Annotated in this window: 14 protein-coding genes and 1 tRNA gene; 9 read left to right on the top strand and 6 right to left on the bottom strand. The window is 64.6% G+C overall.

All coding sequences use genetic code 11. From position 1 onward, the window contains the following. Positions 1-17 precede the first annotated feature (17 nt). Complete coding sequence (locus tag CH281_RS26995) at positions 18-191, bottom strand: hypothetical protein (protein ID WP_008710019.1); 174 nt, start codon at positions 189-191, stop codon at positions 18-20. 105 nt (positions 192-296) lie between these two features. Between CH281_RS26995 and CH281_RS22560 the strand changes: the two genes are divergently transcribed. The 5 genes from CH281_RS22560 to CH281_RS22535 all read left to right on the top strand — a co-directional run bounded on the left by CH281_RS22560 (position 297) and on the right by CH281_RS22535 (position 6,857). Next, entirely contained in the window at positions 297-2,045 is a 1,749-nt protein-coding gene (locus CH281_RS22560) for an ABC transporter ATP-binding protein (RefSeq protein WP_179274258.1), read from the top strand. Then, positions 2,042-3,790, top strand: a complete 1,749-nt coding sequence (locus CH281_RS22555) for an ABC transporter ATP-binding protein (RefSeq protein ID WP_094695553.1) — start codon at positions 2,042-2,044, stop codon at positions 3,788-3,790. Before CH281_RS22560 ends, CH281_RS22555 begins: the two co-directional genes overlap by 4 nt. 69 nt (positions 3,791-3,859) lie before the next feature. Further along, positions 3,860-4,432 carry a TetR/AcrR family transcriptional regulator gene (locus CH281_RS22550; RefSeq protein ID WP_094651188.1) on the top strand — a complete coding sequence of 191 codons (573 nt, stop codon included), beginning with the start codon at positions 3,860-3,862 and terminating at the stop codon, positions 4,430-4,432. Then, positions 4,429-4,917, top strand: a complete 489-nt coding sequence (locus tag CH281_RS22545; protein WP_094695773.1) for an FBP domain-containing protein — start codon at positions 4,429-4,431, stop codon at positions 4,915-4,917. Before CH281_RS22550 ends, CH281_RS22545 begins: the two co-directional genes overlap by 4 nt. A gap of 518 nt (positions 4,918-5,435) precedes the next feature. Next, the gene (locus CH281_RS22535; protein WP_094695551.1) at positions 5,436-6,857 is read left to right on the top strand and encodes an HNH endonuclease signature motif containing protein; all 1,422 of its coding nucleotides are present in this window, start codon (positions 5,436-5,438) and stop codon (positions 6,855-6,857) included. A gap of 110 nt (positions 6,858-6,967) precedes the next feature. Here the strand turns inward: CH281_RS22535 and CH281_RS22530 are convergent, their stop codons facing one another. Next, positions 6,968-7,621, bottom strand: coding sequence for a hypothetical protein (locus CH281_RS22530; RefSeq protein ID WP_032389807.1), 654 nt, complete (start codon positions 7,619-7,621; stop codon positions 6,968-6,970). A gap of 31 nt (positions 7,622-7,652) precedes the next feature. Beyond that, complete coding sequence (locus CH281_RS22525; RefSeq protein ID WP_032367327.1) at positions 7,653-8,180, bottom strand: hypothetical protein; 528 nt, start codon at positions 8,178-8,180, stop codon at positions 7,653-7,655. 92 nt (positions 8,181-8,272) lie between these two features. Here CH281_RS22525 and CH281_RS22520 point away from each other — a divergent pair, with 92 nt between their 5' ends. After that, positions 8,273-9,082, top strand: coding sequence for an alpha/beta fold hydrolase (locus CH281_RS22520; protein ID WP_032375016.1), 810 nt, complete (start codon positions 8,273-8,275; stop codon positions 9,080-9,082). A gap of 90 nt (positions 9,083-9,172) precedes the next feature. Continuing rightward, positions 9,173-9,433: an MbtH family protein gene (locus CH281_RS22515; RefSeq protein WP_027495672.1), complete on the top strand. Its 261-nt coding sequence runs from the start codon at positions 9,173-9,175 to the stop codon at positions 9,431-9,433. Between the two features lie 10 nt (positions 9,434-9,443). Here the strand turns inward: CH281_RS22515 and CH281_RS22510 are convergent, their stop codons facing one another. Then, positions 9,444-10,907, bottom strand: coding sequence for a threonine/serine ThrE exporter family protein (locus CH281_RS22510; protein ID WP_027495673.1), 1,464 nt, complete (start codon positions 10,905-10,907; stop codon positions 9,444-9,446). Between the two features lie 89 nt (positions 10,908-10,996). Between CH281_RS22510 and CH281_RS22505 the strand changes: the two genes are divergently transcribed. Beyond that, positions 10,997-11,068, top strand: a tRNA-Thr gene (locus tag CH281_RS22505). Between the two features lie 435 nt (positions 11,069-11,503). Here CH281_RS22505 and CH281_RS22500 read toward each other — a convergent pair. Further along, the gene (locus tag CH281_RS22500; protein WP_094695550.1) at positions 11,504-11,914 is read right to left on the bottom strand and encodes a nuclear transport factor 2 family protein; all 411 of its coding nucleotides are present in this window, start codon (positions 11,912-11,914) and stop codon (positions 11,504-11,506) included. Between the two features lie 95 nt (positions 11,915-12,009). Further along, complete coding sequence (locus CH281_RS22495) at positions 12,010-12,570, bottom strand: PadR family transcriptional regulator (protein WP_057473592.1); 561 nt, start codon at positions 12,568-12,570, stop codon at positions 12,010-12,012. Between the two features lie 93 nt (positions 12,571-12,663). On the opposite strand from CH281_RS22495, the gene CH281_RS22490 reads away from it, so the two are divergent. Further along, on the top strand, positions 12,664-13,473 hold the full coding sequence (locus CH281_RS22490) for an SGNH/GDSL hydrolase family protein (RefSeq protein ID WP_057473928.1): 810 nt from the start codon (positions 12,664-12,666) through the stop codon (positions 13,471-13,473). Position 13,474 lies beyond the last annotated feature (1 nt).

Genomic DNA, 13,474 nt, shown 5'->3' with positions numbered 1-13,474 from the left:
AGCCCTGCGAAAACCTGTCAGTCGGTCTTCGCTACGGGGTCTATACCCAGCATCGACAACAACATGCGGCACTCGTCTGCATCGGTCGCATAGGCGGCGACGACGCGCTGGGCCTGACTGGCGGTCTCGTACTCGAGTGGGACGATGTCTTCGTCGGCGATGTCGTTGTCGGTCGATGTCTTGGCAGGCATGGTGATCTCCGTACTCTCTGCTGGACTTACTCGGTGTTCGCTGGTGCCAACTCTATGTAAATGTGACACCCCATCGCCACTTCCCGATGCCATAGGCTGCAGCGAATGACCGATTCTGTCTCGCTTCACCATGCTCGAAACGTGGTGGAGGCACCTTTCCCGGCCACCGGTGGCGCGATTCTGCGCCGCACCGTACGACGTCGTCGCACCCGCTTGATCGTCTCGTCCCTGCTGTTCGGGGTGCATCAACTATGCGAAACGATGGTTCCGGTCGCGATCGGTCTGATCGTGTCGCGGGCGATCGACACCGGCGACGTAACGGCGATGATCGTCTCGTTGGTCGGTCTCGCGGCTCTGTTCGTCACACTGTCCTACGCCTGGCGCATCGGTGCCCGCATCATCGTCGTCGCCATCGAGCGTGAGGCCCACGATGTGCGGGTGGAGGTCGCCGGCCGCGTTCTCGACCCACGCGGACTGCGCACCGATCTGTCGGCCGGGGAATTGCTGACGGTCTCGACGTCCGATGCCGAGAAGGAATCGTGGATTCTCGACCTGATCGCGCGAGTCTTCGCGTCCGCAGTGGCGGTGGTCGCGTCCGCGGTGGCATTGCTGATCATCGACATTCCTCTCGGCCTGGCCGTCGTGATCGGTACTCCGGTGATTCTGATCGCGCTCCAGCGTCTCGCCCCGTTGCTCACCCGCGCGGCCACCGCACAGCAGGCCGAGATCGCCGGGGTCTCGGGAATGGCCACCGATCTGGTCAGTGGAGTGCGTCCGCTGCGCGGAATCGGAGCCGAGGACGCCGCGACCCAGCGGTTCGTGACGTCGAGCCGAACGGCACTGGCGGCCACGCTGAGGTTGGCCCGCGCCAACAACGTCTATCAGGGCCTGGCGGCGGCGGTCAACGCGTTGCTCGCCGTCGGAATCGCCGGTACCGCAGGCTGGTTCGCGTTGCAGGGTCGCATCTCGGTCGGCGAACTGATCACCGTCATCGGGCTCTCGCAATTCGTCATCGAACCGCTGACCGGGTTGTCCAAGGTCCCCGGCGTGGTGGCGATGGTGCGTGGCTCTGCCGATCGGCTCGCACTCGTACTCGGTGCCGACCACGTTCTGCCGCAATCCGATTCCGCTGTGCCCTCGGGTACCGAACTCGCCGTCGACGAGGTCGGGTTCCGTTCGCTCGACGGCCTCACCTTCTCGGCCGCACCCGGCGAGATGCTCGGAATCGTCGCTTACCGGCCGCAGGACGGGGAGGCACTCGCCCAGGTGCTCTCCGGTCAGATCTCCGAGTCCGACTACACCGGAACGGTAAGGATCGGCGGCATCGCAACAGGGGACATCGATCTCCGACGCGCCCGCGAGACCGTGCTCGTCGAGCCGCACATCACCGACCTGTTCGCCGGCACCGTTCGCAGCAACGTCACCGCAGGTCGCGCGCAGCCCGACGCCGAACTCGCCCGCGTGCTCGAGGCATCCGCGGCCACCGACGTCGTCGAACTGCACGAAGCCGGGCTCGACCACGCCGTCACCGACCGCGGTGCCAGCCTCTCCGGTGGCCAACGTCAACGAGTCGCGTTGGCGCGGGCCCTGTCGGTCGACGCCCCGGTGCTGGTGCTGCACGACCCCACCACCGCGGTCGACGCCGTCACCGAGCACACGATCGCGCGCGGTATCGCCGAGCTGCGACACACCGGCAGCGCTGCGCAGACCACGATCCTGATCACCACCAGCCCTGCGCTGCTGTCGGTGACGCATCGCGTACTCGTGGTCGACGACGGCCGCGTCGTCGCCGAAGGAACCCACCACGATCTCGCGTCCTCGGACGCGCAGTACAAAGAGACGGTGCTGCGATGACCGCCCCCGAACTTCTTCCCATCGCCACCGGTGCCCGGTCGGGGAAGTGGCTGCTCGAACAGCTGAAACTACGACGGGCACGAACGGCAGTGACGCTGCTCCTCGGCGCAATTGCCGCGGGGATGTCGCTGGTGCCCGTCTACGTGCTCGGCGTCCTGGTCGACCGCGTCCGCGACGGGGCCGACTCGTCGACCATCGTCGGGGTCGTCGTCGTGATCGCGGTGGCAGCGGTCATCGGCGGTGTCGTCACCGGGTTCAGCGGCTACTTGATCAGTACCCTCGGTGAGGGCATCCTGGCGTCCCTGCGTGAGGCGGTCGTTCGACGCGCTCTCCGTCTGCCGGTGGCCACGCTGGAGCGAGTGGGCAAGGGTGACTTGCTCTCCCGCGTCGGCGACGACGTCGCAGTGATGGCCAAGTCGATCGGCGAAGTGATTCCACAGCTCGTCGGAGCATTCCTGCTCGTATGCCTGAGCATGATCACGATGCTCGGAATCGACTGGCGTCTGGGGCTTGCCGGTCTGGTGGCATTGCCGATGTATGTCCTCGCACTGCGCTGGTATCTGCCCCGATCGGCTCCGCTGTATGCGGCCGAACGAGTCGCTATGGGCGAGCGAGCCCAGTCCTTCGTCAGCAGCATGCAGGGCGCAAAGACGGTGCGCGCCTACGGACTCGAAGCGGAGCACCTTGGTGAGGTGGATCGAGCGTCGGCGAAAGCCCGCGACATCGGCGTCGACGTCTTCCGCCTGTTCACGCGCTTCGGCTCACGCAGCAACCGCGCCGAATGTGTCGGCCTGTCGGTGATCCTGCTGGCCGGATTCCTGCTGGTACGAGGCGATTACGTGACCGTCGGCGAGACCACGGCCGCGGCGCTGCTGTTCCATCGCCTGTTCAATCCGATCGGCACCCTGCTCTTCACGTTCGACGACATCCAGTCTGCCGGAGCTTCTCTGGCCCGACTGGTCGGTGTCGTCGACATTGCCGACGAGCGGCCGGTGGGCGACGGTTCCGTGCCTGCCGACGCCACCCTCGATGTCGTCGACCTGCGCCACTCGTACGACGGGGGTCACGAAGTACTGCACGGGGTCGACCTGCGTGTGGACGCAGGTGAGACGGTCGCGCTCGTGGGATCCACCGGTGCCGGGAAGTCGACGATCGCGGCCATTGCGGCCGGGTCCATGGCGTCGACGTCGGGCACGGTTCGTGTCGGCGGCGCGTCGCTGGACTCGTTGGGCCACCAGGGTTTACGCCGGCATGTCGCGATCGTCAGCCAGGAAGTGCACGTCTTCGCCGGCCCACTGATCGACGACGTGTTGCTCGCGGCACCGGACGCCGGCCGCGACGACGTGGAAGCCGCACTGCGGACCGTCGGGGCCTGGGGATGGGTCGAGGCGCTCGAGAACGGCCTCGACACCGCCGTCGGCGAGGGCGGTCACCAGTTGACCGCGGCGCAATCGCAGCAATTGGCTCTGGCGCGGCTGGTTCTCGCCGATCCGGCTGTCGCGGTGTTGGACGAGGCCACCGCCGAGGCCGGCAGCTCCGGTGCCCGTGAGCTCGAACTGGCTGCGGAGGCGGCGACGAGAGGCCGCAGCACATTGGTCGTGGCGCATCGCCTCACCCAGGCCGCTGCAGCGGACCGCGTCGTGGTGCTCGAGCACGGGAAAATCGTGGAGCAAGGTCCGCACGACGAGTTGGTCGCTGCCGGTGGGCGTTACGCAGAGCTGTGGGAGGCGTGGCAGGGTCGCTGATAGCTATAGCAATTTGCCTATAGCTATTAGTTTTGGCTACGGTGTCCTCGGAAGATGGAGGAGGCCGACATGGCACGCGCAGGATTGACCGCGCAGCGCATCGTGGCAGCAGGAGCGGATCTGGCCGACGAGGTCGGCTTCGATCGCGTGACTGCCAGTGAGTTGGCGCGACGCTTCGACGTCAAAGTGGCGAGTCTGTATTCGCATCTGAAGAGCGCGCATCAGCTCAATGTCGGCATCGCTCTGCTGGCGTTGGAGGAATTGGCCGACCGGGTGGCAGAAGCGTTGGCGGGCAGGGCAGGCAAGGACGCGTTGGTAGCAGTGGCCGACGCGTACCTGGTCTATTCGCGCGAACATCCCGGCCGGTACGCGGCCACTCAATTTCCTCTCGACCACGAGACGGCGATCAACAGTGCCGGGGTGCGGCACTCGGCGATGATGAAGGCAATTCTTCGTGGGTATCACCTGAACGAGGCCGATCAGGTGCACGCTGTTCGATTGTTGGGCAGTGTCTTTCACGGTTTCGCCAGCCTCGAAGCGGCCGGCTCGTTCGCTCACAGTGCACCCGACTCACAAGAGTCGTGGGCCCGAATCCTCGACGGAATCGACACACTCCTACGGCAATGGAGGCAGGAACCATGAAGCCGATCTCCGAACGCGACATCAGATCGTCGTTCGTCAACTCGTCCAAGGGTGACGCCACTCGGCTTTCCCTCCCCGATATGTACGACGAAGTGCCGTGGGAGGATCTCGATTTCCTCGGCTGGGGCGACCCGAAGCTGGCGGGACGAAGCTACATCGTCGTACCGCAGGAGGATCGACTTCGTGGAATTACGTTGCGATACAGGGCGGGTGGACCGCGGACTGCGCAGATGTGCAGCATCTGTCTCACCACCCACGCCAACGGTGGTGTGTCGCTGATGGCCGCTGCGAAGGCAGGGGAGTCCGGGCGACGCGGCAACACCGTCGGTACCTACATCTGCTCGGATCTCGCATGTTCTCTGTACGCACGCAAGAAGAAAACACCGGCCCTGGGACGACAGTTCAAGGAGGACTTCGACGTCGACACCCGCACGGCAACAGTCAAAGACAATATCGACGCATTCCTCGCTCGCATCGTCAGCTGATCGTCGCTGCGCTCCCGTCGTGCGCGTTGTGCGCCCTCAGCGGTACGCACAACGCGCACGACCTAGCTCTTTTTGCTGGACCGCTGTGGCCGCAAAGCTGTGAAAAGCCAAGCCGTTGCCGCGACAATTGCCAGACCCCAGCCCGCGATGCCGGCCCCAGGGAAGTCCAGTCTTGGGATGGCGAGAACCCCGAAGATCACCAGAGTGGCGAACAGCGGCGAGAGTCTCTGCCGGGCATGGATAAGTCGAGTGGACTCGGTTCCCGTTTGTCGCATGCGCATCTACCCTCCTCGTCGATGTGTTTGGTGAACCTACAGTAAACCGGTAGGTCGGTCTTCAATGGCGCGCCCCGGTTAATACCCATGGAGTGTGGCGCAACGGTCGTAGCGCGTCCGAGGATTGGTGATTTGCCTAGCACGGGCCACCGACAGGTTCCGGTTCGCGAATCCTTATGCACAGCAATAGTTTTCGATTGCGCCATCATTGTGTATCGAACACCTGTTCGATACACTTGGTCCATGACCACGGAGATCTGGCAACTGAGCGAGAGTGAACTCCTCGCCGACGCCGCTGCGGTCTCCCACAAGATCCAACTGCTCGAAGCACGCCGCATCGCCCTCGTCGCCGACATCGACACCCGCGTGAGCAGGGAGAAGCTCGGCTTCCCCGGACCCGCAGGGTGGCTGACCTCCACCACCCTCCTCACCCCCAGCAAAGCCACCAAGATCGTCGCCCTCGCCCGCGGACTGAAGAACTTCCCCGACATCGCCGACGCAGTGGACACCGGCGTCATGTCCGTCGACCACGCCGCCCTGATCCTCACCTTCGCCGAAACACCCCCGAAAAACCTCCCGCAAGAGGGTCGCGATATCGCCCGCACCGCGATGATCACCGCCGCCACCGGGCCCGGGGCACGCACCGACAACATCCGCGAAGCGATCACCAAACTCGAGGACACCTACGGCGGCAACAAGCCACCACCGGAAGACACCGACCGCAACGAACTCTTCGCCTCGAAAACCCTCAACGGACGTCTCGTGGCGAAGATGGATTTCGATGCGATCACCGGAGAAAAGCTGCTCACCGCGCTTTCGCCGTTGACCGAACCCCGACCCGCCGCCGACGGCACCCAAGACGAACGCAGTCCCGCACGGCGACGCGCCGACGCCTTCGGACACATCCTCGACCGCTACCTCGCCTCCAGTGACCGCCCCACCGAAGGCGGCGAAAAACCCCACGTCAACCTGCACATCCGGTTGCAGGACCTCACCGACCTCCGCGACAGTGCCGACGACATAACAGACGACGAAACCTCGCGCGCAGCAACAGAATCCGACACCGAGACCGACGCAGCAGATCCGGTCGACATCAACACCGGCGACCCCATCGACACTGACGCAGCAACCGAACCGGACCACGAAAACGGCAGCGGCAGTGGCGATTGCGGTGGAGGTGATGCTGCAGCCGACCGCGGCGCATACCGGGACCTGTTCGGTGACGGCACGTCGGTCGGGTGGCTGCCCTGGATGGGACCGCTCTCCCGCAACACTTCCCGCCAACTGGCGTGTGATTGCCTTCTCACCGCCATCGTGATGGACGAGAACGGCAACCCACTCAACCTCGCCCGCACCGCCCGGACCGTCACCGCGAAACAGAAACGAGCATTGACTGCCCGCGATCACGGCTGCGCCTTCCCTGGCTGCGGCAAACCCGCCGCCTGGACCGAAGGTCACCACATCTGGCATTGGGCCGATGGTGGCCCCACCGATATGGACAACCTCGTCCTCCTCTGCGGATTCCACCACCGACTCATCCACCACAGCGACTGGGAAGTGTTCATCGGAACCGATCAACACCCCTGGTTCGTACCACCAGCATCCGTCGACCCCTACCGACAACCCCGACAATCCCACGCCCGAGCAGGCCCCCACATCGCATAGGCCCGCGCGAACGCACACCAGCCCCACACAAACACACCAGCCCCGCACCGAGAACACGGTGCGGGGCTGGAAGGGGTTGTAGCTGAGCTCGATTCGAGAGAATCGGGCTGTCAGTCCTTGTTCTTCTCCGCGATGAACAGCTTCTCGATGCGCTCTGCCTCGTCCTTCTTGGCGTCGGCTTCCTCGGATCGTTCTGCGGCCTCGGCCAATTCGGCCTCGGACGGTGCTGCTGCCAGCTTCTCCTGCTTGTCGACCTGAGCCTGCTGAGTCTTCTTGCGGTCCTCGGCTGCCTTGGCGGCCGCGGCAGCTTGCTCGTCGGCCTTTTTCTTCTTTGCAGCCGCTTCGCGTTCGGCTTCCTGGGCGGCCTCGCGCTTGCGCTGCTCGGCCTCCTGTCGCGCGTCGCGGGCGGCTTCCTGGGCTGCGGCGTCGGCGGCCCGCCGGTCCTGCTCGGCGGTCTCACGAGCCGTCTTCAGGTCGGCGTCCGCAGCAGTCTTCTTCGCACGTGCCTCGGCGTCCAGGCGTGCTGCTTCGGCGCGGTTCTCGGTGCTGTCGACCAGCGTCTCGCCGCGATCGGCAAGGCTTCTGTCTCCCAACAGGTTTCCGACAGCACGATCGAGGGATCCGAGCGTGTGCTCGTAGGCGAGGCGCGCCGGTGATTCCGCATCCATCTTCACGACGACGTTGGTCTCGATGAGCTGCAACGGAATTCGTGCGATCTTGTACTGAAGTCTCAGGATGGTCAGTGGTAGGGCCAAAACACTCATGTAGTCGAACTCCTAGATCAGCAGTGGTGGGTCAAGCCTGGTTGCGAAGCTCTTCGGCTTTCTTGCGGTCGGCTTCGGCCTGCAGCAACGCTTCCTGGTGCTTTTGCGCAGCCACCATTTCGTCCGCATCTGCCGCGGCCTGCTCGGCTTTGCGCTCCTCGGTCGCTTCGATCTGTTCGGCCGTTGCGTCGACCTCGGCTGCCGCTCGTTCCTGCGCCACGGTCTCACGCTTGTTCTGCTCGGCCGCGGCCACCTGGGTCTCTCGAACGCGATCTGCGTTCGCCTCGGCAACTGCCGCGTTCTCCTCCGCGGCCTCGCGTCGACTGTCTGCCGCAGTCCGCACGTCGGCCAGCTCCTCGGCGGCCTCGGTGGCCTGTGCATCGGCGACGCGTTCGGTGGCCTGCGCCTCCTTGCGTTCGCGGGCCTGAGCGGCCTGCAGTTGGCCCTCGGCCGTCAACGAGTCGTTGCCGGTGACAGCGCCGACGACCTCTTTGGCTTTGCCCTTGATCCCGTCGAGCATTCCTTTGCGTGCTTCGCCCGCTACGTTCTCGTCAGTCATGTAACTGCAGGTACCCACTGGCTGTTCGAGTAACCCCACGTCGACCTCGGACGATACGATCGCCGACGAACGAATCAGCAGTGAGGAGACGTATGCCTATCGCGAAGATCAACGGCATCGACGTGAACTACCAGGTCAAGGGCAGTGGCGACCTGGTAGTTCTGATAATGGGCACCGGCAGTCCCGGCCGAGTGTGGGAACTGCATCAGGTTCCGGCCCTCCTGGCGGCCGGCTACCGGGTGTGCACCTTCGACAACCGCGGTATCGCGCCGTCGTCGGAAAGTGCGACCGGTATCACCATCGACGCCATGGTTGCCGACACCGAGGGCTTGATCGAACTGATCCGCGACGGGGCCGAGAAGGCCTTCGTCGTCGGTACGTCGATGGGCTCTCGCGTCGCACAGGAGTTGGCTCTGAAGCGTCCCGATCTGGTTCGCAAGGCTGCGTTCCTCGCCGGGCACGCGCGGGTCGACGAGTTCCAGAAGACGCTCGCCCAGGGTGAACGGGCGCTGTACGACAAGCGCGTCGAGCTGCCGGGCACATACTCGGCCGCGGTGACGGCGGTGATGAACCTGTCGCCCGCCACGTTGCGTGATGCGCGAACGGCTCGCGATTGGCTCGACCTGTTCGAGTTCTCGGCATCCTCACCATCCGCCGGGGTGCGCGCGCAGCTGGGCATGGACGACGATTTCGACCGCACCAACGCCTACCGGGCAGTGTCGGTGCCGTGTCTGTCGGTCGGGTTCGCCGACGATCGGATGATCCCCGCCTACCTGGGCAAGGAGCTCGCCGACGCGATTCCGGGGGCTCGATACGTGGAAATCGCGGACGCTGGGCACTACGGATATCTCGAGCGTCCCGAGGCCGTCAATGCGCACTTGCTCGACTTCTTCAAGGCCTGACGCCACCTGAGCACGACCTGCGTTGCTAGGGTCGTGTGGCACCTCACGGTGCAGACTTACCAATCAAACGTTCGCGACGAGTGAGGCGAGATGAGTACCAACCCGTTCGATGACGAAGACGGACGCTTCTTCGTGCTGGTCAACGACGAAGATCAGCATTCGCTGTGGCCGACGTTCTCCGAGGTCCCTCAGGGGTGGCGTGTCGTCTTCGGTGAAGACACCCGCGCTGCGTGCCTGGAGTACGTCGAGAAGAACTGGACCGACATGCGTCCGCGCAGCCTGCGTGAGGCCATGGAGGCCGACGCAGCTGCCCGCGCAGGTGCTGAGGGAACCCCCAGCACCGAGGCTTGAGTTCCGCCTTTTACGAAGGACTCGTACCGCGCCGCCGACGAACCGTCGGTCGGCGCGGTTCTTCTCTGCGGCGAAGCGTCGGGCGTAGTAGTTCCTCGGTGCGTGCCAGGATCCGGGGTCGACGCAGTGTTCGCGCACCCCACTCACCCAATGTGACGCCCGCAGCCAGGCCACAGCCGATGCCGAACGCCGCGAAGAGCGAGCTGATACCGAGCAACAACTGGTCGTTCAGGATCGCGTACAGCCCTCGGTAGAGCGAAAGACCGGGCAGCAACGGAGTGATGCCGGCGACGGCAACGATGAGCGGCGGAATGAGCGCTCGACGTGCGAGGAGACCACCGGCGAATCCGACGACCGTGGCCGCGATGGCAGACGCGATGATCGGACCCACAGCCAACGTCTGCGACATCAAGTAGACGAGCGCGCCCGCAAAGCCGCCCATGAACGCTGCCGTCAGTGCGCGCCGCTCGGCGTAGCAGGCGAGCGCGTAGAACAGTGACGCGGCCGCGCCGGCGAGGACCTTGGTGGGCACCTGTGTGATGTCCGGGGGAGGCAGGTTGCTGATCTGCGGCAGATCGCTCCCGATCAGGGCCGCCAGCCTCAGCGACGTGGCGACGCCGGCAATGATGCCGCCCGTCATCATCAACACTTCGAAGAATCTGGCCGACGCGGTGATCGGTGCTCCGGTGATCGCGTCCTGTACCGAGCCGACGAGCGAAAGCCCCGACAGCAGCACCGTCACCCCGGCACCGATGATCACCGACGGGGAGATGTCGATATTGAGCTGATCCTGAAAGTTGTACAGAGTGATCGCCGGGGTGGCAGCGACGAATCCGCCGACCACCTGCTGAAAGAAGAAGGGCAGTCCGGCGCGGTTGAGGATGCGGCCGATTCGGTCGATCACCATCGTCGTCAGGAAGCTGACGACCGCGACCAACGCGCCGCCGCCGAGCAACACACCGATCGCCGCCGCCATGCCGGCCCACGCGAAGGTCGCGATCCACCGGTTGTACGGGTGCGGGGCCGAGGTGATCTCGTCGAGGCGGTCACGCGCGATGCTCGCCGGGACCACCTTGACGCGCACCGAGCGAATAAGTCGGTCGACCGCGGCCAGCCGTGTGAAGTCCATCGAGCGGTAATGGACGATGCGCATCGTCGACGCCGGCGGCCGCGTCGGACCGCGATGTGCGCTCAGCGTGATCGAGTTGTACGTGACGTCGACATCGCATCGCGCGAGGCCGTACGTCGCGGCGATGAACTGCACCTGCGTCGCCGTATCCACCGCAGACGTGCCCGACGCCAACAACACCTCGCCGACGCGAACCGCCAGCTCGAGGACCTCGGCGACCGTCGCATCGTCGGTCAAATCGATAGGGCGAAGAGGTGACGGCGCGGCGGTCGGTGTATCGATGGTGGCCCGACGCTCACCGGTGAGACGGCTCAGCGAAGCCGTCAGGTCTTGCAGGAAAGTCATGACCGTCTTTACGTTGCTGGGGTGATCCACCGACAAGGTACCTGTTGTCGCTGAGCGTCCGTTGAACGGTATGCTTGGCTCGCTTCACTGCCTCCTTAGCTCAGCGGTAGAGCACTCGCCTTGTAAGCGAGCGGTCAACGGTTCAATCCCGTTAGGAGGCTCTCTTGGCTCCGATTCCGTCCCTGGGATCGGAGTTTTTGCGTTTTCGTCTCGGATCGGCTCCTCGGTTTCGGATACCCGACGCCGATCGGAGTCGGATATCCGAAACGTGGGAGCTGATCGAGCGGACGGCCCGCATCTACGCCCTGCGTCGGAATCCACACCCTTCGTAGGAGGTGTCGATTCCGATTGAGGGCGTGAATTCAAGTCTTCGCTGCGCAACCGCGGGCCCACCACATCGCCACGGGTCGGAATACGAAGAGCCGAGTCGTCGTTGACTTCATCGACGGTGTTCGATCCCAATGCCCCGGGTACCAACCATCAGCCGCTACGAGCGGCCACCTGCCGAGAGGCGCACTGGCGAACACCGTCACCCAATGCTGATCAGAGCCGCGCACCAAGAGGTGCGCGGCTCTGTTCGTTCCACAAGCCCGGTATCACTGCTTGTCTTGCTTCTCCGCGGAAACCATCGAACCCATTTCGGCGGCGAATTCTGTCGCCATGGCTTTGGAGAGTGCCTGCGCAGCCGACAGCGGACGCACCATCACGGTGAAATTGTCGATCAGGCCGTCGGAGTTCAGGTGGAGGATGTCGCAGCCGTGGACGGTCACGTCGTCGATGCGGGTCTCGAAGAACAGGACGTGATCACGGCCGCCGATGTCTTCGACGGTTTTCACGTAGCGAAGGTCCTCGAAGACGCGGGTGACGGCGCGCAGTATCGCCGCGGTCAGCTCCTTGCCGTGGTACGGCTTGAATGCGACGGGGGAGCTGAAGACGACGTCATCGGCCAGGGTGGCGGCAATGGCGTCGTGGTCGTTGGCCTCGACGGCCTGTCGGAACTGCTGCACGCGTCATCTCCTGGGTGGGGCCAGGGCCTGAGACACCCTCGGCTGGTGACCGAACACTACACAACTTTGCGACTATGAACCGGCGTTTGGCGGGATCATCCGCGTCCAGCGCGGGTGTCGAGTACTTCGAGGACGCGGGCACCCCAGCGAAGCGATTCCTCCTCGAACATCCGTCCCCGCATCAGGGTGAGGTACGGGCCGATGCGATCGGCGGTGGCCAGGAACTCGGTCTCGGTACGTCCGTCGAGCAGGCGGTGCGCCATCCGGTCGTACCGAGCCAGCTTGTCTCGTGAGAGCTGCATTCGTTCTCGGATCGCATCGGTCATCGGCTGCAGGTCGCCGGCTTCGAGAGCGTGGATCGCTACCAGGTGCTCGTCGCGAATGGCCGGAAGCTTCGGTTGCCGATGGCTCACCTGGCGCAGCGCTGCGCGTCCCTTGTCGGTGAGGCTGAAGAGGCGTTTGTTGGGTCGACCGTCCTGTTCGACCAATCGCGCCGAGATCACCTCGTCTCGATCCATTCGGTCGAGTTCGCGATAGAGCTGTTGGGGAGTGGCAGTCCAGAAGTTGGCGACGGTTGCGTCGAACGCCTTGGACAGGTCGTAACCCGACATCTCCCCGTCGACCAGTGCGGCGAGCACGGCATCACGTAGCGACATGATCAAGGACAGTACCCGTCGCGAGGTGGCGGGTAGGCCACGTATTAGACAATTTGTTGTATATTGACGTCGAGTGAAAGAACGGTGGACGTGGTGGATCGGACGAAACAATTGCGATACGTAGCCCTGGGCGACAGCCAGACGGAAGGGCTGAACGACGGCAACGACGAAACGGGCTTTCGTGGTTGGGCCGATCGGCTCGCCGAGCTCATGGCCGAGAGCGCAGACGGGGTCGTCTATGCCAACCTCGCGGTACGTGGTCGTAAAGCCGCGCAGGTCAAGGCCGAGCAGTTGCCGGCTGCGTTGGCGTTGAAGCCGACGGTCGCGTCCGTCGCTGCCGGTGTCAACGACATCTTGCGTCCGCAGTTCGATGCGCGGACCGTGGCAGGTGAAGTGGGCGCAATGTTCGCCGCGCTCCGAGCGGCCGACTGCACCGTGATCACCATGACGTTCCCCCGCCTCGCTCACCCGGTCCCCGGAAGGACCGTCATCGCCAGGCGTATGACCGAGCTCAACGCCGAGATTCGCAGAGTCGCAGCCGAATTTGATGTCGTGGTGATCGACCTCGAGAAGCGCGACGTGGCCTCTGATCCACGGCTGTGGAGTTGGGACCGACTGCATCTGAACGAGACGGGACATGCGCGGCTCGCTGCGGCCGCCGCCTACGCCCTCGGTCTACCGGGTGCCACCGACGCATGGAATCTTCCGTTGGCACCGCTTGCCAGACCGCGCCTGCACTCCCGAGTTCGCGCCGACCTCACCTGGGCCGGAATGTTCCTCGCGCCGTGGTTGACTCGTCGGATTCGTAAACGCTCCTCGGGGGACAGTCGTACGGCCAAGCGGCCGGAGCTGACCTCGGTACTCGGGTCGAGCCGGGCGAACCGACGCGAGCAGACCTGGTGAA

It is taken from the genome of Rhodococcus sp. 06-221-2 (assembly GCF_002258365.1).
GTDB lineage: Bacteria > Actinomycetota > Actinomycetes > Mycobacteriales > Mycobacteriaceae > Rhodococcoides > Rhodococcoides fascians.
The sequence above is the reverse complement of the archived record's forward strand: the minus strand, read 5'-3'. Positions and strand labels throughout refer to the sequence as shown.

Excerpts from the sequence above, each read along its gene's own strand:
- CH281_RS26995 (WP_008710019.1), bottom strand. The coding sequence starts at position 191 with ATGCCTGCCAAGACATCGACCGACAACGACATCGCCGACGAAGACATC.
- CH281_RS22560 (WP_179274258.1), top strand. The coding sequence starts at position 297 with ATGACCGATTCTGTCTCGCTTCACCATGCTCGAAACGTGGTGGAGGCA.
- CH281_RS22555 (WP_094695553.1), top strand. The coding sequence starts at position 2,042 with ATGACCGCCCCCGAACTTCTTCCCATCGCCACCGGTGCCCGGTCGGGG.
- CH281_RS22550 (WP_094651188.1), top strand. The coding sequence starts at position 3,860 with ATGGCACGCGCAGGATTGACCGCGCAGCGCATCGTGGCAGCAGGAGCG.
- CH281_RS22545 (WP_094695773.1), top strand. The coding sequence starts at position 4,429 with ATGAAGCCGATCTCCGAACGCGACATCAGATCGTCGTTCGTCAACTCG.
- CH281_RS22535 (WP_094695551.1), top strand. The coding sequence starts at position 5,436 with ATGACCACGGAGATCTGGCAACTGAGCGAGAGTGAACTCCTCGCCGAC.
- CH281_RS22530 (WP_032389807.1), bottom strand. The coding sequence starts at position 7,621 with ATGAGTGTTTTGGCCCTACCACTGACCATCCTGAGACTTCAGTACAAG.
- CH281_RS22525 (WP_032367327.1), bottom strand. The coding sequence starts at position 8,180 with ATGACTGACGAGAACGTAGCGGGCGAAGCACGCAAAGGAATGCTCGAC.
- CH281_RS22520 (WP_032375016.1), top strand. The coding sequence starts at position 8,273 with ATGCCTATCGCGAAGATCAACGGCATCGACGTGAACTACCAGGTCAAG.
- CH281_RS22515 (WP_027495672.1), top strand. The coding sequence starts at position 9,173 with ATGAGTACCAACCCGTTCGATGACGAAGACGGACGCTTCTTCGTGCTG.
- CH281_RS22510 (WP_027495673.1), bottom strand. The coding sequence starts at position 10,907 with ATGACTTTCCTGCAAGACCTGACGGCTTCGCTGAGCCGTCTCACCGGT.
- CH281_RS22495 (WP_057473592.1), bottom strand. The coding sequence starts at position 12,570 with ATGTCGCTACGTGATGCCGTGCTCGCCGCACTGGTCGACGGGGAGATG.